This window comes from Streptomyces bikiniensis (assembly GCF_000716625.1).
Taxonomy (GTDB): Bacteria; Actinomycetota; Actinomycetes; order Streptomycetales; family Streptomycetaceae; genus Streptomyces; species Streptomyces bikiniensis.
The window spans coordinates 61,105-86,030 of the sequence record NZ_JNXJ01000003.1 but is presented as its reverse complement, the minus strand read 5'-3'; the positions used below and the strand labels follow the sequence as shown (position 1 = coordinate 86,030).

The following is a 24,926-nucleotide window of genomic DNA, read 5'->3' as shown; positions in this document are numbered from 1 at the left end:
GACCAGCCGAAGGGGTGGCGTGAACGTGCCGGCCAGTACAGCACCTCAAGTCCCGCCCCAGCACGAGGCAGGCGGCCCTGAGGCCCCCCGCGCGCGCCCCCAGAGCACCCGCGGCGCCGACACCCGCGCCCTCACCCAGGTCCTCTTCGGCCAGCTCAAGGGGCTGGAGCCGGGCACCCCCGAGCACGACCGGGTGCGCGGGGCCCTCATCGAGGCCAACCTGCCGCTCGTCCGCTACGCGGCGGCCCGCTTCCGCTCCCGCAACGAGCCCATGGAGGACGTCGTCCAGGTCGGCACCATCGGCCTGATCAACGCCATCGACCGCTTCGACCCGGACCGGGGCGTGCAGTTCCCGACGTTCGCCATGCCGACCGTCGTCGGCGAGATCAAACGCTACTTCCGGGACAACGTGCGGACCGTGCACGTGCCCCGCCGGCTGCACGAGCTGTGGGTCCAGGTCAACGGCGCCACCGAGGACCTGACGACCGCTCATGGACGCTCCCCCACCACCGCCGAGATCGCCGAGCGGCTGCGGATCGGGGAGGACGAGGTGCTCGCCTGCATCGAGGCCGGGCGTTCGTACCACGCCACCTCCCTGGAGGCGGCGCAGGAGGGCGACGGCCTTCCGGGGCTGCTCGACCGGCTCGGCTACGAGGACCCCGCGCTCGCCGGGGTGGAGCACCGGGACCTGGTCCGGCACCTTCTCGTACAACTGCCCGAAAGGGAGCAGCGGATCCTGATGCTGCGTTACTACAGCAACTTGACCCAGTCTCAGATCAGCCAGGAACTCGGCGTCTCCCAGATGCACGTGTCAAGGCTCCTCGCACGGAGCTTCGCACGATTGAGATCCGCAAACAGGATCGAAGCGTAACCGGAACGGGTAGACCGGTTCGGAGCAGTTCCCCACCGCACCGGATGCCGAACACCCCTTGTTTCCTGCGGATATGCGCGGGCATTGTGTCGACAAGTCACTACAGCGTGTTGCCGACATGTGACATTCTGCTGGAACCGCGTTTGCCGCAGCCCCGCCGCCGGTATTCAGGTGGTGGCTGCGTTCCTCAGATGGTCGCGGCACCGCGACCGTCCGCGACCTCAAGGGGGTGGCATGTCCACAGAACTGGACAGCTCCAAGGTGCTCACGCTCACGCCCGTTCCCGTCGTTCCCGTGCCCACGCAGACGACGGCGCCGACGGCGCCCGAGAGCACGGAGCCCGCGCCGCCGCCGATGCCCGTCACGACCGGCGCCCTCGACACCCGCACCCTCTCCCGCTCCCTCTTCCTGCGGCTGCGCGCCCTGGACGCGGAGGGCGCAGCCGCCGACAGCCCGGAGCGGACCTACGTCCGCGACACCCTCATCGAGCTCAACCTCCCCCTCGTCCGGTACGCGGCCGCCCGCTTCCGCTCCCGCAACGAGCCCATGGAGGACATCGTCCAGGTCGGCACCATCGGCCTGATCAAGGCGATCGACCGCTTCGACTGCGAACGGGGCGTGGAGTTCCCGACGTTCGCGATGCCCACGGTCGTCGGCGAGATCAAGCGCTTCTTCCGCGACACCTCGTGGTCGGTGCGGGTCCCGCGCCGGCTCCAGGAGCTGCGCCTCGCCCTCACCAAGGCCGGCGACGAGCTCGCCCAGAAGCTCGACCGCTCCCCCACCGTCGCCGAACTCGCCGCCGTGCTGGGGGTGTCGGAGGAGGACGTGGTCGACGGCCTCGCCGTCGGCAACGCGTACACCGCCTCCTCGCTCGACTCCCCCTCGCCCGAGGACGACGGCGGCGAGGGCTCCCTCGCGGACCGCCTCGGCTACGAGGACACCGCCCTCGAAGGCGTCGAGTACCGCGAGTCGCTCAAGCCGCTGCTCGCCAAACTGCCGCCCCGCGAGCGGCAGATCATCATGCTGCGCTTCTTCGCCAACATGACCCAGTCGCAGATCGGCGAGGAGGTCGGCATCTCCCAGATGCACGTCTCGCGCCTGCTCACCCGCACCCTGGCCCAGCTCCGGGACGGCCTCATCTCCGACTGACCCCCCACCCGACGGCCTGTTCGAACGGCCCCCTCGGACGGCGGTACGCCGGCGAGGGGGCCGCTCGCCGTCCGGCGAAGGCCCGTACCGAGTCGAGGTCGGCGAGGTCGAGCGGGCGCACGTCGAGCGTGCGCTGCCGGTGGTCCGGCCGATCCTGCGTGCGCCCGCGCTGCTCGCCCCGTCACCGGACTCCGCGACCGCTTGAGCCCGTGGGGCCGCGGGCGCGAGCGCGTGGGCCGTGGAGCGTGCGGGACCGGGAAAACCGTGCCGCCCCCGTAAGGAGGAGCCCGTACCGTCCGCGACTTCCCGTGAAGAGAAGTCCGTGGCACCCCGTAAAAAGAGGAGCGGGCCGGTCCGCGCGGTGCGGAGCCGGCCCGCAGGGGGCGTACGGAGCGGTCAGCCGAGCGCCAGCCAGGCGACGCCCGCCAGGATCACGACGGCCGCGATCACGCCCGCGATCAGGCCGACCCGGGGGCCCGAGGAGGCGGCGACGGCCTGCGGCTGCTGCTGCGGGGCGCCCTCGTCGACGAAGGCGCGGAACATCTGGGTGCTGCCGGCGGGGTCGTAGGAGCCCTCGGGGCCCTGGCCCTGGCCGTACGGTGCTTGGGGGTTGTGTGCCATGTGCCAGGACCCTAGCGAAGTCGGGCGGGCCGCCCAACCCCGGCCGACCCTCGGCCCGCGCGAGGGGCCGCGCACGGCTCCCCGGCTCCCCCTTTGCCGATTCTTTAGCGCCGTTTGACCGATTTAGTTTGCCTGGAGCAACCATCCATCTCTATGGTTGCCCTAAGCAACAAGATATGTGGAGCACGCGGTGGAGCACGCGATGGACAGCGGCAATCGGTACGAGAACCTCGCCCGCCAGGTGAGCGCCATCGGAGCGGTGAAGCGCGGACTCGCGCGGACCCTGCCCGCCGAGTGCCCCGGCGGATCCGCGATCGTCCTCGCCCTGCTCAACCACCACGGGGACATGCGGATGGGCCGCGTCTCCGAGCTGATGGCCGTCGACGTGTCGGTCAGCAGCCGTCACGTGGCCCACACCGTGGACCGCGGATGGGTCGAGCGCCTGCCCGACCCCGCCGACCGGCGCTCCCGCATCCTCCATCTGACCCCGGCGGGCGAGTCCATGCTCGCCGTCCTCGACCGACGGCTGACCGACATGCTCGCCCGCACCCTCGCGGAGTGGTCCGACGACGACGTCGAACTGCTCACCACCCTGCTCGCCCGCCTCCGCGATTCCTTCGGGGACTGCCGGGCCCACCACGCTTGAGAACGAAGGAAGTCCATGGCTAGCACCACACCTGAGACCGGTGTGCGCGGCGGGAGCGCAAAGGAGGGGAACCTCGCCTCCGGCGGCGCCCCGATGACGCACAAGCAGATCATGGAGGCGCTCTCCGGGCTGCTGCTCGGCATGTTCGTCGCCATCCTGTCCTCGACGATCGTCTCCAACGCCCTGCCGCAGATCATCACCGACCTGGGCGGCGGCCAGTCCGCCTACACCTGGGTCGTGACCGCGGCCCTCCTGGCGATGACCGCGACCACCCCGCTCTGGGGCAAGCTCGCGGACCTCTTCTCCAAGAAGCTGCTCGTCCAGATAGCCCTGGTCATCTACGTCGCGGGCTCGGTCGTCGCCGGCCTCTCGCAGAGCACCGGCATGCTCATCGCCTGCCGCGTCGTCCAGGGCATCGGCGTCGGCGGTCTGACCGCCCTCTCCCAGATCATCCTGGCCGCCATGATCGCCCCGCGCGAGCGCGGCCGGTACAGCGGCTACCTGGGCGCGACCTTCGCCGTCGCCACCGTCGGCGGCCCGCTGCTCGGCGGCGTCATCACCGACACCGACTGGCTCGGCTGGCGCTGGTGCTTCTACGTCGGCGTGCCCTTCGCGATCATCGCGCTGCTCGTCCTGCAGAAGACCCTGAAGCTCCCCGTCGTGAAGCGCGAGGTCAAGGTCGACTGGGGCGGCGCCTTCCTCATCAGCGCCGCCGTCTCCCTGCTCCTCATCTGGGTCACCTTCGCGGGCGACAAGTACGACTGGATGTCCTGGCAGACGGTCGTCATGGTCCTCGGTTCCGTCGCCCTCGGCGGACTCTTCCTCCTGGTCGAGTCGAAGGCGAGCGAGCCGATCATCCCGCTCCGCCTCTTCCGCAACCGCACGATCACCCTGGCCTCGCTCGCCTCGCTCTTCGTGGGCGTCGCGATGTTCGCCGGCACGGTCTTCTTCAGCCAGTACTTCCAGCTGGCGCGGAACGAGTCGCCGACGATGTCCGGCGTCCTCACCATCCCGATGATCGCGGGCCTGTTCGTCTCCTCCACGGTCTCCGGCCTGGTCATCACCAAGACCGGTCGCTGGAAGGCGTGGCTGGTCAGCGGCGGCGCCCTGGCCACCGGCGGTCTCGGCCTGCTCGGCACGATCCGGTACGACACGGAGTACTGGCACATCGCGCTCTTCATGGCGCTGCTCGGCCTCGGCCTCGGCATGATGATGCAGAACCTGGTGCTCTGCACCCAGAACCAGGTGGCCCCCGCCGACCTCGGCGCCGCCTCCTCCGTGGTCACCTTCTTCCGCTCGCTGGGCGGTGCGGTCGGCGTCTCGGCGCTCGGCGCGGTCATGGCCCACCGGGTGACGGACTACGTCAAGGAGGGCCTGGCCGAGCTCGGCCCGAAGGCCGCGGGCGCCATGGGCCAGGGCGGCACGGGCGGCGGCATCCCCGACATGGACAAGCTGCCGGCCCCGATCCGCACGGTCATGGAGGACGCGTACGGCCACGGCGTCGCGGACGTCTTCCTCTACTCGGCGCCGTTCGCGCTGCTCGCCTTCCTGGTGACGCTGTTCATCAAGGAGGTCGCCCTCAAGAGCGGCGAGGTGAAGGCGGAGGAGAAGGCGGGCGTGGACGAGAAGGTCCCGGCGAACGCCAGGTAGGAGAAGCTCCCGGCCGCGCTTCGAGCGGAGGCGCGGCCGGGTCGAGTACGGAGCGGCGGGCAGGGGACGGCCCGCCGCTCCGTCGTGTTCCTACTCGCCCCGGGCCACCATCACCTCGATGCCGGCGACCAGGACGTCGAGGGCGTACGCGAAGTCGCGGTCCCAGATCTCGTCGACGCTGCCGTGCGAGGCCCGCTCGTCGAGGAGTTCCGTCATCGGTTCGAGCGCCTCCATGAACTGCGCGTCGTCGCGGAAGGCCCTGAGCGACTCCCCGTAGAAGGTGTCCTGCGACATCCCGGCCTCCGCCGCCCGCCGCTGGAACTGCGACTCGATGGTCCCGTAGCCGTACACGAACTGGAAGACCGCCGACATCGCGCTCGGCCGGCGGTGCACCGGCAGTCCGGTGTCCCGGATCGCCTCGTGGATCCTGGCCCCGACGGCGACCGAGTTCGGCCCGATGTTCAGGTACTTGCCGGCGCACGGCGACATCCACGGGTGGCGGACCAGCATCCGCCGGTACTCCAGGGCCAGCGTCCGGAGCCGGTCGCGCCAGTCGCCGGTGGTGCCGATCGCGGCGGGGTCGATCTCCGCGTAGACGGAGTCGACGGCGTACTCGATGATGTCGTCCTTGGTGTCCACGTACCAGTAGAGCGACATGGCCGTGACGCCGAGCTCGGTCGCGAGCTTGCGCATCGAGAGGCCGTTCAGTCCCTCCGCGTCGAGCATCCGGATCGCGGCGGCCACGATCCGGTCGCGGTCGAGGCCGGCCGGACCGCTCCCCCGGCGGGGGGCCCGGTTCTCCAGCCAGACGCTGGAACGCGCCGGGTCCTTGGCCCTGTCGGCTGCCTTGACCATCGCGTTCCTCCGTCTGTCAGCGGTCCGTGACCATGCTAGGCAGCCACCGACGTCTTGTGGGCCGTCGCCTTCTCCGCCCGCTCGGCCCGCCCGAGCAGGGCCGCGGCGAGCAGGCCGCCCGTGAGCACGGCGATCGCGCCGACCAGCTGGCTGGTCTGGAGGCCGGAGGCGAAGGCGTCGGAGACCCGGGCCCGTTCGGCGTCGCTCCCGGCCGCCGCGAGGGCGGCGGGCAGCGAGGTCGCGGTGACGGTGACGAGGGCGGCGAAGCGCGCGTTCAGCACGGCTCCGAGGACGGCGACGCCCAGGCCGTTGCCGAACTCGGCGAGGGTGCCGTTGACGCCCGCGCCCACGCCCGCCCGCTCCGGCGGGATCGCGCTCATGATGGCGTTGGCCATGGCCGGGTTGGAGACCGCGAGGCCGACGCCCATCAGGACCAGGCCCAGGAGCATCCCCCAGTAACTGCTCTCCGTGCCGCCGCCGACGAGGGCGATCGAGGCGAGACCGGCCGCGACGAGCGTCATGCCGACGGCCACGGCGGACGGGGTGCCGAGCTTCACCACGATCCGCGGGCCGACGCCGCTGAGGTTGAGCACGACCACGGTCAGGGCGAGCGGCGCCATCCGCAGACCGGCCTCCAGCGGCTCGTAGCCGAGGACGAACTGCAGGTGCTGGGTGAGCAGGAAGAGCGAGCCGCCCAGGCCGAACATGACCAGGATCGCGCCCGCGACGGCACCGACGAACTTCTGGTTGCGGAAGAAGCGCATGTCGAGCATCGGGTACGGGACGTGCAGCTCCCACCGGGCGAAGGCGGCGAGGACGGCGACGCCGACGCACGCGGGGACCAGTACCTCGGCGGAGGTCCAGCCGTGCTCGGGACCGGTGATGATCGCGTACACGGCGGCGGTCATGCCGACGGTGGAGAGCAGCGCGCCGACCAGGTCGGGACGCTCGCCCTGGGGGTTCTTGGACTCGGGGACCAGTTTGACGACGGCGACCAGACCGACGAGCGCGACCGGGATGTTGATCAGGAAGATCATGCCCCACCAGAAGTGGTCGAGGAGGACGCCGCCGATCAGCGGCCCGGCGGCGAAGCCGAGCGAACTGACCGTGGCCCACAGCGCGATGGCCTTGACCCGCTCGGAGTCGTCGAAGATCTGCATGACGACGGCGAGGGTGGTGGTCATGAGCAGCGCGCCGCCGACGCCCATGCCCGCGCGGGCGGCGATCAGCTGGGCGGTGGAACCGGCGAGTCCGGCGGCGAGCGAGCCGAGGCCGAAGAGCGCGAGCCCGGCGGCGAGGAGCTTCTTGCGGCCGTAGCGGTCGGCGGCGTTGCCGGCGGTCAGGAGCAGGCCGGACTGGACGAGCGAGTACGCGTTGATCATCCACTGGATGTCGGCGGTGGAGGCGTGGAGCTCCGAGGTCAGCGAGGGGATGGCCACGCCGAGCACGGTGTTGTCGAGCAGCACGGTGAGCTGGGCCAGGCAGATGACGCCGAGGATCAGCCAGCGCCGGGGGTGGCCGCCGGGGGCGGCGGACGGTTCGTTCGCGGCGGTCGTCGCCGTCATGGCAGCACTCCTTGTACAGTGTACGGGATGGATTTCTCGTACACCGTACAAGGGCTGTCTTACGCTGTACAACGGTTATTTTCGGTCGTGCTCTCCGGTCACTTCTCCCTGGTCAGGTTGTAGAAGGTGGCGCTGCCGACCGTGGTCTTCCCGAAGGTCGCCGCGACCCAGGTGGAGATCTCGGAGTTGCCGCCGGGCCCGCCGTTCCCCTCTCCGCTTCCGATGAAGTAGTGGATCCTCCCCTCGGCGACGTACTGCTTGAACTGCGCGAGGGTCGGGGACGGGTCGCTGCCGTTGAAGCCGCCGATCGCCATGACCGGCTTCTCCGTGGCGAGTTGGTAGCTGGCCGCGTTCTGGGCGCCGACCGTGGCCGCGACCCAGGTGTAGGAGCCGGCGTCCTTCAGGAGCGCCGCCTCGGCCTCCGCGCCGACGTTCGCGCCGTTGAGGAGGCCGCCCATGCCACCGCCACCGCCGAAGCCGGGGCGTTCGCCGCGCGAGCCCTGGAAGCCGCCTTGGGGTGCGCCCTGGGGCATGCCTTGGGGCGTTCCCTGGGGCGGGGCGCCGCCGGGCATCCGGCTCTGGCTCTGACCTTGGCCTTGGGCTCGGTTCTGGCCTTGCCCCTGGCCCTGGCCTTGGTTCTGGCCTTGGTTCTGGCCTTGACCCTGGCCGTCGAAGCCGCCCGGCGTCTGGCCGCCCTGGACGCCCTGGCCGCCCTCCGGCATCCGGCCCCCGAAGCCGCCCGGCACGCGTCCGCCGAAGCCGCCCGGGCCCCGGCCGCCCGCCGGGCCCGCCGTCACGATGGAGCCCTGGTGGCCGGTGTCCACCGTCGCCAGGGTGTACGCGAAGGGGCCCGCGAGGCCCGCCGCCAGGCCGAGGCCGGCCGCCGCGAGCCCGAGGCGCCGGTCGACCCGGCCCGCGACGAGGAGCCCGAGGGCCGCCGCGAGGCCCGCCACCAGGACCGTCCAGCGCAGCCACGGCAGCCAGTCCGGTGTACGGCCGAGCAGCGTCCAGGCCCACCAGGCCGTCACCGCCGCCGTCACCGCGAGCGCCGCCGAGGCCGCGAACCGGGTCCGCTCCTCCCACAGCACCGAGGCGCCCATGCCGACGAGCGCCGCGACGTACGGGGCCAGGGCGATCGTGTAGTACTCGTGGAAGATGCCGGCCATGAAGCTGAACACCGCGAGGGTGATCAGGAGCGCGCCGCCCCACACCAGGAACGCCGAGCGCGCGGTGTCCGTCCGGGGCGCCCGCCGGGTGACGACGAGCCCCGCGACGAGCAGGAGCAGCGCGGCCGGGAGCAGCCAGGAGACCTGGCCGCCGACCGCGTCGTCGAACATCCGGCCGATCCCGGTCTCGCCCCACCGGCCACCGCCCGCGCCCCCACCGGGACCTCCGCCGCCGCCCACGCTGCCGGTCTCGTTGCCGTTGATGCGGCCGAGGCCGTTGTAGCCGAAGGTCAGCTCCAGGAAGCTGTTGTTCTGCGAGCCTCCGACGTACGGGCGGGAGGACGCCGGCCACAGCTCGACCAGGGCCACCCACCAGCCCGCCGAGACGAGCAGCGCGAGCCCGGCGAGGGCCAGGTCGCGGACCCGGCGCCCGAGCCCGCCCGGCGCGCACACCGCGTACACGAGGGCGAGCGGCGGCAGGATCAGGAAGGCCTGGAGGGTCTTCGCGAGGAACGCGAAGCCGAAGGCCGCCCCCGCCCCCACCAGCCACTTCACCGCGCCCGGCCCGCCCTCCAGGGCGCGCAGCACCCCGTACGCGGCGACCGTCATGAGCAGCGCGAGCAGCGCGTCCGGGTTGTTGAAGCGGAACATCAGGGCGGCGACCGGCGTCAGCGCCAGGACCAGGCCCGCGATCAGGCCCGCGCCCGCGCCGAACCGGCGCCGGACGGCCCCGTACAGGACGCCGACCGTGGCCACGCCCATGAGCACCTCGGGCACGAGGATCTGCCAGGAGCCCAGGCCGAAGAGGCGGACGGAGAGCGCCATCGGCCAGAGCGCGGCCGGCGGCTTGTCGACGGTGATGGCGTTGGCCGCGTCGAGGGAGCCGAAGAAGAAGGCCTTCCAGCTCTCGCCACCGGCCTGCACGGCGGCGGAGTAGAAGGAGTTGGCGTAGCCGGAGGCGCTCAGGTTCCACAGGTAGAGCACGCCGGTCGCGGCCAGCAGACCGAGGAAGGCGGGGCGGACCCAGGGGGCGTCCTCGGCGCGTCCGCGCCAGAAGCGGGCGAGCCGGTCGCTCCCCCGGGCGGCGGGCGCCGTGGGATTCAGGGCGGTCATCGTTCGTTCCTTGCGGTGGACGCGGTGGACGCGGTGGACGCGGTGGACGCGGTGGACGCGGTGGGCGCAGTCGACATAGCGGGTGCAGTGGGCGCGGTGGTCCGCTCCGGGAAGACCCAGAGCCGGAAGAGGAGGAAGCGCAGGACGGTCGCGGCGAGGTTGGCGACGATCAGGACGGCCAGCTCGGTGGAGTGCGACGGGTCGCCGCTCGCCGCGCCGAGGGCGGCGAGCGAACCGCTGGTCAGGGCCAGGCCGATACCGAAGACCACGAGCCCCTGCGCCTGGTGGCGGACGGCCCGGTCCCGGCCCCGCACCCCGAAGGTGAGGCGCCGGTTGGCCGCCGTGTTGGCGACGGCCGAGACGAGGAGCGCGGCGGCGTTGGCGAGCTGCGGACCGAGGCCGAGCCGGAAGGCCGAGTACAGCGCCAGGTAGAGCAGCGTGGACAGGACCCCGACCGCGCAGAAGCCGACGAGCTGACGGGCGAGACCGCCCGGGACGCCGCTGAGTTCGCGGTCCCGGGGGTCGTCCCCGAACGGGCGGGTGAGCCGGTCGAGCGGCAGCGAGCCGGTCGCGAGGGCCCGCCCCACCCGCCAGACGCCCTTGAGGTCGTCGGTCGCCGTCCTCACGATGTGCACGGTCGAGTCGGGGTCGTCGACCCAGTCGACCGGCACCTCGTGGATGCGCAGGCCGGCCCGCTCGGCGAGGACCAGCATCTCGGTGTCGAAGAACCAGCCGGTGTCCTCGACCATCGGGAGCAGCCGCTCGGCGACCTCGCGCCGTATGGCCTTGAAGCCGCACTGCGCGTCCGAGAACCGGGCCGCGAGCGAGGAGCGCAGGATCAGGTTGTACGCGCGGGAGACGAACTCCCGCTTCGGGCCGCGCACCACCCGCGAGGAGCGGGAGAGCCGGGAGCCGATCGCCAGGTCCGAGTGGCCGGAGATGAGCGGCGCGACCAGCGGGAGCAGCGCGTTCAGGTCGGTGGACAGGTCCACGTCCATGTAGGCGAGGACGGGCGCGTCCGACGCCGACCAGACCGTGCGCAGGGCACGCCCGCGCCCCTTCTGTTCGAGGCGTACGGAGCGCACGCCGGGCATCTCCTCGGCGAGGGCCGCGGCGACGGCGGGCGTCGTGTCGGTGGAGGCGTTGTCGGCGACGGTGATGCGGAAGCCGTAAGGGAAGGTCCGGGAGAGGTGCTCGTGGAGCCGGCGGACGCACGGCTCCAGGTCCTTCTCCTCGTTGTAGACGGGGATCACCACGTCCAGGACGGGCCGTCCGGCGACGTCCACGGGCAGGTGCTCCCGGGCGGGCAGGGCGCCGGGCACGGGCCGCGCGATCGTTGGGGTTCGCATGCCCCCGACACTTGCCGCGGCGCCTGTCACACCTGTGTGCCGAGCCTGTGCCCCGCCTGTGAGTCTGCGCGCGGGCCGTCGTCCAGGACCTCTCCGGCCCCGATCCGCCGGACGGGTTCCAGGAGGACGGGTTCCAGGGGCAGCCGGACGGCGAAGACGGTCCGGCCGGGGGTGCTCGCCACCGTCACCTCACCGCCGTGGGCGAGGACGACCGCGCGGACGATCGCGAGGCCGAGGCCGGTGGAGCCGGCGGTGCGGGAGCGGGAGGCGTCGCCGCGCGCGAACCGTTCGAAGACGGAGGGCAGGAGGGCGTCCGGGATGCCGGGCCCGTCGTCCTCGACCTCCACGAGCGCGCCCGTCACCTCCGCGCGGACGCGGGCGGTGACCTTCGTGCCGGGCGGGGTGTGGGTGCGGGCGTTGGCGAGGAGGTTGACGAGCACCTGCTGGAGCCGGGCGCCGTCCCCCCGCACCTCCGTTCCCTCCTCGGGGAGTTCGAGGTTCCAGTGGTGGCCGGGCCCTGCGGCGCGGGCGTCGCTCACGGAGTCCACGACCAGGGCGACGAGGTCGACGGGCTCGTCCGCGAGGGGGCGTCCGGCGTCGAGCCGGGCGAGCAGCAGCAGGTCCTCCACCAGACCCGTCATCCGGATCGCCTCCGACTCGATCCGGCCGAGCGCGTGCCGGGTGTCGGGCCCGCACTCCTCGTGGCCGCGCCGGGTCAGCTCCGCGTACCCCCGGATCGAGGCGAGCGGGGTGCGCAGCTCGTGGCCGGCGTCCGCGACGAACTGCCGGACCCGGGTCTCGCTCCGCTGGCGCGCGTCGAGGGCCGAGTGGACGTGGTCGAGCATCCGGTTGAGGGCCGCGCCGACCTGGCCGACCTCCGTGCGCGGATCGGCCTCCGCCTCCGGAACCCGCTGGTGAAGCGCCACCTCGCCGCTGTGCAGCGGGAGCCGGGCGACCTGGGAGGCGGTGGCGGCGACCCGTCGCAGCGGGCGCAGGGCCACCCCGACGAGCACGGTCCCGGCGAGCGAGGCCGCGACGAGTCCGGCGCCGGTGACGCTCAGCTCGACCAGGACGAGGGTGGAGAGGGCTCCGTCGACCTCGGTGAGCGGGATGCCGGTGAGGAAGGCGCCCCGGCTGCCCTCCGCGTAGGCGACCCGGTAGGAGCCGAGGCCGCCGGGCAGCTCCACGGTGTGCGGTGCGCCGTCACGCGGAACGGCGGCGAGGGCGGCCCGCTGCTCCGTGTCCAGCTGCTCGACGGGGAACCTCGGCCCGTCCGTACCGCTGCCTCCGGCCACCTCCGTCGAGTACCCGGCGGAGGTGATCCTCCCGTCGGTCAGGACCGCGCCGAGGGTCCCTATCGGGGCGCCCGGGCCGCCGAGGAAGGCGAACGGCTCCCGGCCCCGGCCGGGGTCGGGCACGGGCATGGCGACCGGCGGCCCGGCGGCCCGCTGGGAGAGCCCCCGGACCTGCTCGTCGGCCTGGTCGTACAGGTACGAGCGGAACGCGATCGTCGTGACCGTGCCGATGACGGCCGCGACGACCGCGATCAGCGCGACCGCCGACACGACGAGCCGGGTGCGCAGCGACCAGGGCCGCCGCGCGCCCCGGCCCGGTGGCGTGCCTCGCGTCACCGGCCGCTACTCCCCCGGCTTGATGAGGTAGCCGGCCCCGCGCCGGGTGTGGATCATCGGGGAGCGCCCCGCGTCGATCTTCCGGCGCAGATAGGAGATGTAGAGCTCGACCACATTGGCCTGGCCGCCGAAGTCGTACGACCAGACCCGGTCGAGGATCTGCGCCTTGCTGAGCACCCGGCGCGGATTGCGCATCAGGTAGCGCAGCAGCTCGAACTCGGTCGCCGTGAGGTGGATCGAGTCGCCGCCCCGGGTGACCTCGTGGCTGTCCTCGTCGAGGGTCAGGTCCCCGACGGTGAGCAGCGATTCGCTGCGGGCCTGGGCGGCCCCGGACCTGCGGATGAGGCCGCGCAACCGGGCGACCACCTCCTCCAGGCTGAAGGGCTTGGTCACATAGTCGTCGCCACCCGCCGTGAGCCCGGCGATCCGGTCCTCCACGGCGTCCTTCGCCGTCAGGAAGAGCACCGGTACGTCGGGCAGTTCGCGCCGGATCGAGCCGAGCAGGCTCAGTCCGTCGACGTCGGGCAGCATCATGTCGAGGATCACGGCATCGGGCCGGAACTCGCGCGCGGAGCGCAGCGCGGAGGCCCCGTCCCCGGCGCTCATGACCTGCCAGCCCTCGTAGCGCAGGGCCATGGAGAGCAGTTCGGTGAGCGAGGTCTCGTCGTCCACGACGAGGACCCGGACGGCGGTTCCGTCGGCGCGGAGCATGTCGGCACGGGTGCCGGGACGGTTGCCCGTGCGGTGCGGGGTGACGGTCATGCCTCCCACGCTGACCGCTGCCGCTGAAGGGCACCTTTTCCTTTCCTGTGAATTCCCTGAGAAACGGGCCGCCGCCGGCACACGTCCGCAAGGGTCGGTTTCACGTGAAACAGCACGCTCTGTGGTTCATCGAGCCGGTTTCACGTGAAACATCGCGGCTCCGTTCTCGTACAGCACCTTCCGGAGCCAGTCCTCCCCGAGCCCGAGGCGTTCGAGGGCGTGGAGCTGATGGGCGTACGGATACGGGATGTTGGGGAAGTCCGAGCCGAGGAGGATCCGGTCGCCGAGGTCGAGCAGCCGCTTGCGCTCCTCCTCGGGGAAGGGCGCCAGCCGTTCGCTGAAGTCGGTGAACGCCATGGTGGTGTCGAGGTGGACGCCCTCGTGCCGCTCGGCCAGGGAGAGGAAGTCGCCGTACTCGGGCATCCCCATGTGCGCGACGATCACGCGCAGTCGGGGGTGACGGGCGAGCAACCGCCCCATGGGTCCGGGGCCGGTGAAGTTCCCCGGGGTGGGCCCGGAGCCGCAGTGGACGACGACGGGGGTGCCGCTGTCCGCGAGGCTCCCCCACGCCCCGTCAATCCGCTCGTCGTTCGGGTCGAACCCCCCGACCTGGAGGTGCACCTTGAAGACGCGGGCCCCGGCGTCGAGCGCCTGGTGGACGTAGCCGTCGACGCCCGGCTCGGGGAAGAAGGTCGCGGTGTGCAGGCAGTCGGGGGTACGGGCGGCGAAGTCGGCGGCCCAGGAGTTCAGCCAGGCGCCCATGCCGGGCTTGTGCGGGTAGAGCATCGCGGTGAAGGCGAGCACGCCGAACCCGCGCAGGAGGGCGAGCCTGCGGTCCTCCTCCTCGCGGTAGGTGATGGGCCACTCCAGGCCGGTCAGGGGGCCGACGGCGTCGAAGTAGGCCCAGACCTTGTCGAGGACGTTCTGCGGCATGAAGTGCGTGTGCACGTCGACGAGTCCGGGAATGCGGAGCCGCGCGAGGAGCGCGGGAACGTCGGTGACACCGACCGCCTCACCGCCGCCCGCCACCCTGCCCTTACGGCCCGAACCGTCCGTGGGGGCCGAACCGTCCGCGCTGCCCGAACCGCCCGTGGTGGCCGTACTGCCCGTGCTGCCCGAACCGCCCGTGGTGGCCGTACTGCCCGTGCTGCCCGAACCGTCATGCGTGCTCATAGCCGTGGCTCCGTTCGACCCTGCCGATGTGGACGCTGCAACTGTCGTACCGGTGCTCCTTCCTGGGAAGTGGCGTCAGAAGAGCTCTCCCTGCTCGTCCGGGTCGTCCACGGCCGCCGCCGGCGCCACCGGCACGGAGAAGCCGTCGCCCTCCTCGGCCCGCCCGAGGGCCCAACCGCCCATGAGACGGGTGTCGAGGGCGAGGCAGCGTCCGTCGGGGGCGAGGAGGTGCAGGTCGGGCCCGGCGGCGGCGAGCAGCCGCCCGGCGACGGTGCCGCCGTCGGTCAGCTCGGTGACCGTGCCGGCGAGCGGCGGCAGCCCGTCGAGGCGGAAGGCCCCGGCGTGGTCGTGCGGGGCGAACTCCAGCGGCTCCAGGGTCTCGGTCCAGCCTCCGACCTCCCGGGCCCGCCGGTACAGCTCCTCGACCTCCCGGGCCCGGTCGGCGGCGGGCGGCAGGGCGTGCCGGGCGGCTCGCTTCCGCTCGTACGCGACCCGGTCGGGCACGCCGAGCGCCTGCCGCAGGACCTCCTCGGTGCGCCGGGCGGCCATCAGCGGCCCCCGGCCGAGCCAGCTGAACGCGACGGCCCCCTGTTCCAGGAGCCGGGCCCCGCCCCGGGCCTCGGCGGTGATCCCCACCTTGGTCATGCCGGGCCCGAACCAGGCCAGGTAGACGCGGTACGGCTGAGGGTCGTCCGCGACGGTGTCGGCCGCGACCGAGTGGGCCCGGTCGAGCCGGGCGCACTCCGGGCACAGCCCTCCGGTGGCCCGGCCGGGAACGGCGGCCGCCAGGGGGCAGGGATTGCCCCGGGCCCCCGGGCAGCGCCGTACCCCGACGGCCCGGAAGGCGAGCGGCCTCCCGTACGCGAGCGGGCTGACCCTCCCGCCCTCCCACCGCAGCCCCGGCTCCCCGCCGTCCCAGGTGATCCTCCGGCACCGCCACTCCACGCCCACGCCTCCCGACCACGTCCCGTACGCCGCAGACGTCCAGTCTCCGCCACCCGCGTCCGGCCCCGGCCGGGCCGGTCCGGAACTCAGGGCAGGACGTAGATCCTGGTCCCGTCCGGGTCGGGCCCGCCGACCTCCCTCATGCAGCCGCGGTCGAGGAGGAGCCGTACGCAGGCGCGGACGCGCTCGCCGGAGAGGCCGGTGCGGCGGGTGACGTCCTGGGCCCGGTAGCGCACCCCGCCCCGGACGAGCCCGGGGGCGAGGCAGTCGGCGACCGTCCGCACGTCCCCGGTGATGGCCCAGGAGTCGACCAGCTCCCGCGGGCTGAGCACGACGGCGGAGCCGGTGCGCTGGCGGGGCACGGCGAGCCGCTCAAGGGATTCGGCGACCCTTGAGAGGCTCTGCCGGGTCTCGCGGAGCAGCTCCGCGTACTCGGCCTGCCCGGCGCGGGCGAGGTCCCGCTCGTCCAGCCTCCCCTCCAGGTGCACGAGGACGTCGACCAGTTCCGGCGGCAGGAGGAACCCGGAGTGCACCGGGGAGGGTTCGAGGCCGTACCCGCCGTACCGCTGGACCGACGCCACGACCTCGGCCACCCACGCCCGGAACGGCCCGGCCTCCGGCCTGCGGCAGGCCCCGACGAGCTGGACGAGCCCCTGGAGGTTCACCATCCGGGTGGACGCGCGGATCCCGCACCGGCGCAGGTACGCGTCGTCGCCGGCGACCTCCCGCGCGGCCGCCAGGCACTCCCCGGGCAGCGCCACCGTCCGCAGGGCCTCCCTCGTCCCCGCGTACCCCAGCCGTTTCGCCACGTCCACCACCGGGAACCAATGGGCCCCGCCCGGCCCGGTCAGCCTCCGCAGGCGCTCCCCGGTGGCGGCGCGCACCACGTCATCGATGTCGATCGCGTCCATCGATCATCACCTCCGTCTCGCAAGCTAGTCCGAAGGCATATTCAACTGACATGCAGATAAGACAGGTTCACCCAAAAGGGGAAGGGCCCGAGGATTCCCCCGGGCCCTTCCCTCCGCTCCGTACCGCCTACCTGGCGACGAACTGCGTGAGGATCGCCTGCACCTCGTAGATGTCGACCCCCTTGGTGAAGGTCTTCTGCACGGGCAGCTGGCTGCCCGAGATCCAGATCTTCAGCTCGGCGTCGAGGTCGAAGGTGCCGGCGGTCTCGACGGCGAAGTGGGTGATGCTCCGGTACGGGATCGAGTGGTACTCGACCTTCTTGCCGGTGATCCCCTGCTTGTCGACCAGCACGAGCCGCCGGTCGGTGAAGAAGATCGTGTCCCGTATCAGCAGGTACGCGGCGTGCACCTGCTCCCCCTGTCCGAGCAGCCGCGCGAAGTCCTGCTGCGCCTGCGCCGGATCGATCGCGTGTGCGTTCCCGAAGAGCGCCATGTCCCAACCCCCTGTACGACGAAAGAACGATCACTCGACCCTAACCGCCGCACCACCGAGAAGCACGGCGGCCTTCCCTTGAGGGGCGGCGCCTTGTCGACGGGACTCGCGGATCAGGCCGTCAAGCGCGTGGTGACGACGAGGTCGACCTTTGCCGTGCGCCGCACAACGCGAGAGGCCCGGACTCTCGTCCGGGCCTCTCGACTCTGTGCACTCGGCAGGATTCGAACCTGCAACCTTCTGATCCGTAGTCAGATGCTCTATCCGTTAAGCTACGAGTGCTTGTTCTTCAGTTTTCGTCTCCGCTCCCCGGTCTTTCGACCCGCTCGCGGCGACAGGAAGAACATTACATGACTGCCGCCGTCATGTGAAATCCGATTGCCCCACCCCTTGTGACCTGCGGAAACGCCATGGAGGGGGAAACGGGGCAGGGCCCGGGAACGACCGAAGCCCCGGCCGTGGGGCCGGGGCTTCGGTGTGGGGCGGAGGCGGAGGGATTTGAACCCTCGATGGGCTTTAAGACCCAAACCGCATTAGCAGTGCGGCGCCATAGACCGGACTAGGCGACGCCTCCATGCACCTCACGCATGCGCGGGTGGTGCGTGCAGATGATGACACAGGCGAACCGGCTGTCACCAATCGATTCTCACCGTACTAGCCCTCCGGGGGTCAGGGCAAAGCCCACCGGCGCGCGTACGAGCCCGCGCGCCCGCCCGGCGCACCCCCGTCCGGCGCAACGCCGCCGCGTCCGGGGCGTTAGACGGGGAGGGCGCGCCATGCGCCCATGCCCACCGCACCCACCGCACCCACCGAGTCCGCCGTACCCGCCGTACCCACTGAGTCCGCCGTAACCGTCGCACCTGCCGTACCCACTGAGTCCGCCGTAACCGTCGCACCTGCCGTACCCGTCCGCACCCGCCCTGCCCCCGCGCTCCTGGAGATCCGCATGCTGCGCCGTATCGCCCTCGCCTCCCTCGCCACCGCAGCCGCCGGCGCCACCGGTCTCGGCCCCCTGCCGCCGCTGCCGCTGCTCGCCCCGCCGGCGCCCGACGCCCTGACCGTGGCGGTCTCCCGGAGCGGCCATCCCGAGGCCGACGGCACCTTCGAGCTGAGGTGCGGCGACCGGCCCGGGGGCGACCACCCGGCCGCCGAGCGCGCCTGCGAGCGCCTGGAACGGCTCGCGGAGGCGGACGAGGACCCGTTCCGGCCGGTCCCCGAGGACCGGGTGTGCGCACAGGTGTACGGCGGGCCCGTCCTCGCACGGGTGACCGGCACCTGGCAGGGGCGCGAGGTCGACGCCCGCTTCTCCCGGGCGAACGGCTGCGAGATCGACCGCTGGGAGAATCTGGAGCCCGTCCTTCCCCTCGTCCGGGGATGACGTGCGTGATGGCGTCCGGGGGCGACGTCCGGGGATGACGTGCGGAGATGCCGTGTGGGGACGGCGCTCGGGGGCGGCGTCCGGGAGGGCCGGCCGGAGGCTCCCTTAGACTCCCTTCAGTGACAGGCCACGGCCCGAGGGGCAAGATGGGGCCGGCCGGTCGACAGGCCAAGCGCGTGCAGTGCGTCAGGGAGGAAGCGTCGTCGTGAGCAGCAGGCCATCCCGAGGCGCTGCTCGCCTCGCAGCCATACTCGACGCCCTCCCCGACGGCCTCGTGCTCGTCAACTGCAACGGCACGGTCGTCAACGCCAACACCATCGCCCTCGGCATGTTCGAGACGCCCGGCACCGCCCTCGTCGGGCGCGGCCTCCTCGACCTCCTGCCCGACTTCGACTCGCGCCTCATCCCCGGCTCCATGCGCCGCCCGGACAACGCCGACGAGCGCGGCCGCACCAAGCCGACCCGGATGGTCGCCCGCCGCACCGACGGCGGCGAGTTCCCCGTCGAGGTGACCAGCGCCAGCCTGGAGGACGGCCGCGAGGCGTACGACTCGTACGGCGGCTACACCGGCGACGAACTGCTCATGCTGGTCGTGCGCGATCTCACCGGCACCGTCGACACCGAGGCCGAACTCGCCCGCTCGCAGCGGCAGACCGAGATGATCCTGCGCGCCGCCTCCGAGGGCGTCGTCGGCACGGACACCGACGGCCGGGTCGTCCTCGTGAACCCCGCCGCCGCGCAGATCCTCGGCCACCGCGCCGGCGAGCTCGGCGGCCGGGAGCTGCACCCCCTGATCCTCGCTAAGCGCGCCGACGGCGAACCCTTCCCGTACGAGGAGTCGGCGCTCGCGGACACCCTCAAGTCCGGGCGGAAGCACCGCGTGCGCGGGCAGGTCCTGTGGACGAAGAAGGGCGAGCGGGTCCCGGTCGACCTGACGACCGCTCCGGTACGGGACGGGGACCAGCTCGTCGGCGCGGTGATGACCTTCACCGACCGCAGGCCGTACGAACAGCTCGCCGAGCAGCACGCCGCCGAGCTCGCCGACCGCGCCGAGCGCGCGGCGGCGGAGCGCGAGGCCCAGCAGGAGCGGTACGCCTCGCTCGCCGCCCGCCACGAGCAGCTGACGGCCGTCCTCGCCGAGTCGCTGCGCGGTCCCCTGGAGGAGCTGCGCACCCAGCTCGGCGCCCTGGCCGCCGACGACGCCGGGCAGCTGTGGCCCGAGGCCAACCAGGTCCTCCACCACCTCGCCGCCGGGTACGCCCGGATGACGGCGCTCGTGGACAACGTCCTGGGCTACCAGCGCCTCGACGCGGGCGCGGAGGAACTCGACAAGCGCGTCACGCTCCTCGACGGGGTCGTGTCCGCCGGCATCGACGGGGCCGTCGAGCTGATCGGGCCCGGCCGCGCGCAGTTCGCCGTGCACACCCCGCCCATCGAGGCCGAGGTGGACCCGGCCCGGCTCGCGACCGCCCTCGCGCACCTCGTCGCGGACGTCGCGGGCGTCGACGCGACCGGCCGGAACCGGGCCGCCGTCCCGGGCGCCGCGCCCGTCGACTCCACGATCGTCGTGGCGGCCGCCCAGCGCGGTGACGTCGTACGGATCGAGGTCCGCGGCCCGTACGCGGGCGGCGACCCGGTCCACGGGCCCGTCGTGCGCGGGATCGTGGCGGCGCACGGCGGCGTCGTGCAGACCCACGAGGTGCCGGGTACGAGCGGCGGCGCGTACGTCCTCGAAGTGCCGGTCGGCGCGGGCCGGGGCACGGTCCCGGCGCCCGCGCCCCGGAACGACGCGCAGACGGGCGGCCGGGAGGCCCTCGCACTGCCCGCGCAGGCTTCGGGCCCGGTCTCCGAGGTCCCCGCCGCTTCCGCGCCCGCTTCCGTTCCCGCTCCGGGTGCGGGGCCGGACGCGGAGGCTCCCGGCGGCGGGCGCCGGCGGGCCCGGCGCGGCTCGACGGACGCCTTCCTGGAGAGCGCGGTCGCGGCCGGGGGCGACGCCCCGGGCGGCACCGAGCCCAGCGGGCGGCGCCGTGCCCGTACCGGGGGCACCACCGCGGCCGACCTGATCCCGGCCCAGCAGAACGCGATCGCCGCTCCCGCGCCCGTCGCCCCGGACGTCCCGCCCGTGGAGCCCACCGGGCGCCGTCGGGGACGGCCCGCCGAGGGTTCCGTCGTGACCGCCGCCGAAGGCGCGCAGGGGCGCGCCGCGCTCGGCGCGGCCGTGCCGCCGCAGGGCGTTCCCGTCGACCCCTCGGGCCTCCCCGGGCTCGGGGCCGGAACCGCCCCCGAGTCCTCTCCCGCCTCCGCCCTGGCCCTGCCGGCCGTCGCCTCCGAGGAGGCTCCTGCGCGGCCGAGCGGGCGCCGCCGGCGCGCGCTGGCCGCCGCGCAGGAGCGGGCGGCCGCGGCGGAGGCCGGTCCCCGGACCCCGTTCGCGCTGCCGCCCGCCGACGCCGACCGCGAAGTGCCCCTGCCGGCCGCACCCGTGACCGGATCGCCCGCCGGACCCGTGACCGGGCCGCCCGCCGGACCCGTGACCGGATCGCCCGCCGGACCCGTGACCGGATCGTCCGCCGCATCCGTGGCCGGGTCGCCGCCGGTCTCCGACGAGGGGCAGCACGAGGCTGTACGGGGCGTTCCGGGCGCGGACCACACGCCGCCGCAGCCTCACCCCCACGCCCATACCCACGCCCACGTCCAGGCCCCGCTGCCGGACCGAGCGCCCGACGCCTCTGATCCCCTGCCCGCGCCGGGTCCTGTGCCCGCACCTGCCGAGCCGACCGGGCGGCGCCGGGCCGTCGCGCCTCCGGCCCCGCAGCCGCAGCCGCAGCCGCAGCCGCAGCCGCAGCCCGTCAACGGGACCGGGACCGGTTCCGTACCGCTGCCGCCCGAGCTGCCCATGCCGAGGGAGTCGACCCAGGGGCGGGCGTTCAGCGTCCGGACCCTCGGCCAGGGCGTGCCCTTCGTCGCCCCGGCCGCGCCGACCGCCACGACTCCCCCGGCCGGCACGATCCCTCCAGCGGCCCCGGCACCGTCGGTGCAGGCTCCCCCGAGCCCGAGCCCGAGCCCGAGCCCGAGCCCGATCCCCTCCCCGCCCCCGGCTCCGGTGCCGCCCACCGCGCCCTCCAACGGCTCCGGGCGGCGGCGGAAGCTCGCCACCCCGCCCGAGGTCGACCCGCCGGCCCCGACCGCGCTCCCCGCGCCGGCCGGGACCGAACCCCAGCCGCAGACGCAGCCGGAGGCCCGGCCCCAGACGGAGGCCGCGTCCGAAGGCCGGGCGTACGCCATAGGAGCGCCCGCCGCGGGCTCCGCGGAGGGTCCCGAGCCGCTCGACGGCCCCGGCGGCGCGGTCGAGGTCGCCAACCGGCCCGCCCCGCTCCCCGTGGACGACGAGCTGCCCCCGGAACCCCTCGACAACCCGCGCCGGCTGCTCGTCTGGCCCGCGCCCGACGTCTCCACGCAGCAGGCGCTGAGCGACCGCGGCTACCGGCCGGTGATCGTGCACTCCCGCGAGGAGGTCGACGCGCAGATCGCCGCCTTCCCGGCCGCGCTCTTCGTCGACCCGCTGACCGGCCCCATCACCCGTACCGCGCTCCAGTCCCTGCGCCAGGCGGCCGTCGCCGCCGAGGTGCCGGTGCTGCTCGCGGCCGGGCTCGGACAGGCGACCCGCGAGGCGGCGTACGGCGCCGATCCGGCCGTGCTGCTCAAGGCGCTCGCGCCGCGCGACAGCGAGCAGCACCCGTCCCGGGTCCTGCTGATCGAGGAGAACGAGGACATCGCGGAGGCGCTCGCGGCCACCCTGGAGCGGCGCGGGATGCAGGTGGCGCGGGCGGCCACGGACTCCGAGGCGGTCACGCTCGCCACGCAGACGCAGCCGAACCTGGTGGTGATGGACCTGATGCAGGTGCGCCGCCGCCGGGCCGGGATCATCGACTGGCTGCGGGCGAACGGGCAGCTCAACCGCACCCCGCTCGTCGTCTACACCTCGGCCGACCTGGTCGAGGAGGAGCTGCCGAAGCTGTCCTCCGGCGAGACGGTCCTCTTCCTGGCCGAGCGCGCGAACAGCGCCGAGGTCCAGGCCCGGATCGTCGATCTGCTCGCGAAGATCGGCACCAACTAGGACACGGGGGAGGGGGAGGGCCGTCGGCCCTCCCCCTCCTTCGCTTCCCGGCCCCTACAGCTGGGTCACGTCCAGCTCGCCCTCCGCGTACTGCTTGCGGATGACCTTCTTGTCGAACTTGCCGACGCTCGTCTTCGGCACCGCGGGCACGACCGCCCAGCGCTCCGGGAGCTGCCACTTGGCGATGCCGCCCTCGGTGGCGAGGAAGGCCTTCAGCGTCTCGTAGTCCGCCGTCGAGCCCTCCTTGAGGACGACGGTCGCGAGCGGGCGCTCGCCCCACTTCTCGTCGGGCACGGCGACGACGGCGGCCTCGGCGACCTCCGGGTGCGCCATCAGCGCGTTCTCCAGCTCGACGCTGGAGATCCACTCGCCGCCGGACTTGATGACGTCCTTGGCGCGGTCGGTGAGGGTGAGGAAGCCGTCGGGGCTGATCACGCCGACGTCGCCGGTCTTGAGCCAGCCGTCCTCGCTGAACTTGTCCTCGGGGCGGAGCGGTTCGCCGTCGACGCCGTTGTAGTACGCGCCCGCGATCCAGGTGCCGCGCACCTCCAGCTCGCCGGCCGACTCGCCGTCCCAGGGCAGGTGCTCGCCGCCGGGGCCGACGAGCCGCGCCTCGACACCGGCGGGGAAGCGTCCCTGCGTGACGCGGTAGGGCCACTCCTCGTCGGCGGTGAGGCCGGCCGGCGGGTGGGCCATCGTGCCGAGCGGGGAGGTCTCGGTCATGCCCCAGGCGTGGCAGAGGCGGACGCCGAGCTTGTCGTACGCCTCCATGAGGGAGGGCGGACAGGCCGCGCCGCCGATGGTGACCTGGGCCATGGAGGAGAGGTCGCGCGGGTTGGCGGTGACCTCGGCGAGCAGGCCCTGCCAGATGGTGGGGACGGCGGCGGCGTGGGTCGGCCGCTCGCGCTCGATCATGTCGGCGAGCGGGGCCGGCTGGAGGAAGCGGTCCGGCATGAGCATGTTGATGCCGGTCATGAAGGTGGCGTGCGGGAGCCCCCAGGCGTTCACGTGGAACTGCGGGACCACGACCAGGGTCGTGTCCTTGGCGGTGAGGCCCATCGACTCGGTCATGTTCACCTGCATGGAGTGCAGGTAGATCGAGCGGTGGGAGTAGACGACGCCCTTCGGGTCGCCGGTGGTGCCGGAGGTGTAGCACATGGCGGCGGCCGTGCGCTCGTCGAGTTCCGGCCAGTCGTACGTGGTCGGGCGGCCGGCGATCAGCTCCTCGTAGTCGTGCACGCGCGGGGCCGCGCCGGCCAGGACCGAGCGGTCGCCGGGGCCCGCGACGACGACGTGCTCGATCGTCGGCAGGTGCGGGAGCAGCGGGGCGAGGAGGGGGAGCAGCGAGCCGTTGACGATCACGACCCGGTCGGCGGCGTGGTTGACGATCCACACCAGCTGCTCGGGGGGAAGGCGGAGGTTGAGGGTGTGGAGGACGGCTCCCATGGAGGGGATCGCGAAGTACGCCTCGACGTGCTCGGCGTTGTTCCACATCAGGGTGGCGATCCGCTGGTCGCCGGTGACGCCGAGTTCGTCGCGCAGGGCGTTGGCCAGCTGGTGCGCGCGGGCCCCGGTCTCAGCGAATGTGCGGCGCTGCGGCTCGGACTCGCCCGTCCAGGTGGTGATGGTGGACTTTCCGTGGATCCTCATCCCGTGTTCGAGGATGCGGCTCACGGTCAGCTGTACGTCCTGCATGGTGCTGTACACGGGGCGTCCTCCCGGTGGGCGCTACGTGGCAGTAAGGGTGTGGAGATTCTGCGCACGTACCGAGCGGTATGTCACTACCCGGGAGTACGGAAATTGCCAGTGATCACTGGCGGCGGAGGAGATCCAGGAGGGTGTGAGGGGGTTCCTCACCTCACCGGGGTCAGCTCGGGGTCCTCCCGGAGCTTGCCGAGTGCCCGGGACACCGCGCTCTTGACCGTGCCGACCGACACGCCGAGCACCTCGGCGGTCTGGGCCTCGCTGAGATCTTCGTAGTACCGCAGGACCACCATCTGGCGCTGCCGCTCCGGCAGCTTGAGGACCGCGCGCCACATGGCGTCGTGCAGCGCCTGCCGCTCGGCCGGGTCGGGCGACGGGGGGCCGACCGGCTCGGGCAGCTCCTCGCACGCGAACTCGTCGACCTTGCGCTTGCGCCACTGCGACGTACGGGTGTTCAGGAGCGCGCGGCGGACGTAGCCGTCCAGGGCGCGGTGGTCCTCGATGCGCTCCCAGGCCACGAAGGTCTTGGCGAGCGCGGTCTGGAGGAGGTCCTCCGCGTCCGAGGGGTTGGCGGTGAGGGAGCGGGCGGTGCGCAGGAGCACGGGCCCACGCGCCCGTACGTACGAGGAGAAGGTCGTGTACGACGCGTACTGCGAGGCACCGGCGCAGACGGGGCCAGAGGGTGGCGGAGTCATGACTCCACGCTAGGAGGGGAGGGGGTCCGGCGGATCGGCCCCAGGTCCCGAACCGCCGTCCGCCTCAGGTTGTAGGGGCGGGGGCGCCTCCACCTCCTGTGGGTGGAGACCCCCGGGACCCGGCTCAGGGTCGGT

19 protein-coding genes and 2 tRNA genes are annotated in these 24,926 nt (G+C 73.1%); 6 read left to right on the top strand and 15 right to left on the bottom strand.

Annotation, left to right across the window (positions count from 1 at the left end):
- Window positions 1–25: 25 nt before the first annotated feature.
- The gene (locus tag OO47_RS02730) at window positions 26–871 is read left to right on the top strand and encodes an RNA polymerase sigma factor SigF (RefSeq protein WP_030209423.1); all 846 of its coding nucleotides are present in this window, start codon (window positions 26–28) and stop codon (window positions 869–871) included.
- Between the two features lie 234 nt (window positions 872–1,105).
- Entirely contained in the window at window positions 1,106–2,020 is a 915-nt protein-coding gene (locus OO47_RS02725) for an RNA polymerase sigma factor SigF (RefSeq protein WP_030209420.1), read from the top strand.
- 396 nt (window positions 2,021–2,416) lie between these two features.
- Here OO47_RS02725 and OO47_RS02720 read toward each other — a convergent pair whose 3' ends face one another.
- Window positions 2,417–2,641 carry a hypothetical protein gene (locus OO47_RS02720; RefSeq protein ID WP_030209417.1) on the bottom strand — a complete coding sequence of 75 codons (225 nt, stop codon included), beginning with the start codon at window positions 2,639–2,641 and terminating at the stop codon, window positions 2,417–2,419.
- Window positions 2,642–2,843: 202 nt separating this feature from the next.
- On the opposite strand from OO47_RS02720, the gene OO47_RS02715 reads away from it, so the two are divergent.
- Together OO47_RS02715 and OO47_RS02710 are read left to right on the top strand one after the other, a co-directional pair.
- Window positions 2,844–3,287: a MarR family winged helix-turn-helix transcriptional regulator gene (locus tag OO47_RS02715; protein ID WP_030209413.1), complete on the top strand. Its 444-nt coding sequence runs from the start codon at window positions 2,844–2,846 to the stop codon at window positions 3,285–3,287.
- A gap of 15 nt (window positions 3,288–3,302) precedes the next feature.
- Complete coding sequence (locus OO47_RS02710; protein ID WP_030209409.1) at window positions 3,303–4,937, top strand: MDR family MFS transporter; 1,635 nt, start codon at window positions 3,303–3,305, stop codon at window positions 4,935–4,937.
- Between the two features lie 90 nt (window positions 4,938–5,027).
- Here OO47_RS02710 and OO47_RS02705 read toward each other — a convergent pair whose 3' ends face one another.
- From OO47_RS02705 to OO47_RS02650, 12 genes are all read right to left on the bottom strand, one after another.
- A complete protein-coding gene (locus OO47_RS02705) occupies window positions 5,028–5,792 on the bottom strand; it encodes a TetR/AcrR family transcriptional regulator (protein WP_030209407.1) in 765 nt (254 codons plus the stop codon).
- A gap of 35 nt (window positions 5,793–5,827) precedes the next feature.
- Window positions 5,828–7,357 carry an MFS transporter gene (locus OO47_RS02700; protein ID WP_030209404.1) on the bottom strand — a complete coding sequence of 510 codons (1,530 nt, stop codon included), beginning with the start codon at window positions 7,355–7,357 and terminating at the stop codon, window positions 5,828–5,830.
- Window positions 7,358–7,455: 98 nt separating this feature from the next.
- Window positions 7,456–9,636: an ArnT family glycosyltransferase gene (locus OO47_RS02695; RefSeq protein ID WP_030209402.1), complete on the bottom strand. Its 2,181-nt coding sequence runs from the start codon at window positions 9,634–9,636 to the stop codon at window positions 7,456–7,458.
- Window positions 9,633–10,985 (bottom strand): bifunctional glycosyltransferase family 2/GtrA family protein, encoded by a 1,353-nt coding sequence (locus OO47_RS33215; RefSeq protein WP_234323061.1) that lies wholly within the window; start codon window positions 10,983–10,985, stop codon window positions 9,633–9,635. Before OO47_RS33215 ends, OO47_RS02695 begins: the two co-directional genes overlap by 4 nt.
- A 26-nt stretch (window positions 10,986–11,011) precedes the next feature.
- A complete protein-coding gene (locus tag OO47_RS02685; RefSeq protein WP_051715601.1) occupies window positions 11,012–12,616 on the bottom strand; it encodes a sensor histidine kinase in 1,605 nt (534 codons plus the stop codon).
- A 6-nt stretch (window positions 12,617–12,622) separates the two neighbouring features.
- Window positions 12,623–13,378 carry a response regulator transcription factor gene (locus tag OO47_RS02680; protein ID WP_030209392.1) on the bottom strand — a complete coding sequence of 252 codons (756 nt, stop codon included), beginning with the start codon at window positions 13,376–13,378 and terminating at the stop codon, window positions 12,623–12,625.
- A 126-nt stretch (window positions 13,379–13,504) separates the two neighbouring features.
- The gene (locus OO47_RS02675; protein WP_078489451.1) at window positions 13,505–14,551 is read right to left on the bottom strand and encodes an amidohydrolase family protein; all 1,047 of its coding nucleotides are present in this window, start codon (window positions 14,549–14,551) and stop codon (window positions 13,505–13,507) included.
- Between the two features lie 75 nt (window positions 14,552–14,626).
- Window positions 14,627–15,496: a DUF2797 domain-containing protein gene (locus tag OO47_RS02670; RefSeq protein WP_030209388.1), complete on the bottom strand. Its 870-nt coding sequence runs from the start codon at window positions 15,494–15,496 to the stop codon at window positions 14,627–14,629.
- A gap of 86 nt (window positions 15,497–15,582) precedes the next feature.
- A complete protein-coding gene (locus OO47_RS02665; RefSeq protein WP_030209385.1) occupies window positions 15,583–16,407 on the bottom strand; it encodes a BRO family protein in 825 nt (274 codons plus the stop codon).
- A 127-nt stretch (window positions 16,408–16,534) separates the two neighbouring features.
- On the bottom strand, window positions 16,535–16,900 hold the full coding sequence (locus OO47_RS02660) for a PH domain-containing protein (protein WP_030209382.1): 366 nt from the start codon (window positions 16,898–16,900) through the stop codon (window positions 16,535–16,537).
- Between the two features lie 209 nt (window positions 16,901–17,109).
- A tRNA-Arg gene (locus OO47_RS02655) sits at window positions 17,110–17,182 on the bottom strand.
- A 201-nt stretch (window positions 17,183–17,383) separates the two neighbouring features.
- Window positions 17,384–17,474: transfer RNA gene (locus tag OO47_RS02650), tRNA-Ser, on the bottom strand.
- 372 nt (window positions 17,475–17,846) lie between these two features.
- On the opposite strand from OO47_RS02650, the gene OO47_RS02645 reads away from it, so the two are divergent.
- Window positions 17,847–18,278 carry an SSI family serine proteinase inhibitor gene (locus OO47_RS02645; RefSeq protein WP_030209380.1) on the top strand — a complete coding sequence of 144 codons (432 nt, stop codon included), beginning with the start codon at window positions 17,847–17,849 and terminating at the stop codon, window positions 18,276–18,278.
- A gap of 205 nt (window positions 18,279–18,483) precedes the next feature.
- Window positions 18,484–22,392, top strand: coding sequence for a PAS domain-containing protein (locus OO47_RS02640; protein ID WP_030209376.1), 3,909 nt, complete (start codon window positions 18,484–18,486; stop codon window positions 22,390–22,392).
- A 54-nt stretch (window positions 22,393–22,446) separates the two neighbouring features.
- Here the strand turns inward: OO47_RS02640 and OO47_RS02635 are convergent, their stop codons facing one another.
- Together OO47_RS02635 and OO47_RS02630 are read right to left on the bottom strand one after the other, a co-directional pair.
- On the bottom strand, window positions 22,447–24,099 hold the full coding sequence (locus OO47_RS02635; protein ID WP_030209374.1) for a long-chain fatty acid--CoA ligase: 1,653 nt from the start codon (window positions 24,097–24,099) through the stop codon (window positions 22,447–22,449).
- A 146-nt stretch (window positions 24,100–24,245) separates the two neighbouring features.
- Window positions 24,246–24,791 (bottom strand): SigE family RNA polymerase sigma factor, encoded by a 546-nt coding sequence (locus tag OO47_RS02630; RefSeq protein ID WP_030209371.1) that lies wholly within the window; start codon window positions 24,789–24,791, stop codon window positions 24,246–24,248.
- Window positions 24,792–24,926: the final 135 nt, after the last annotated feature.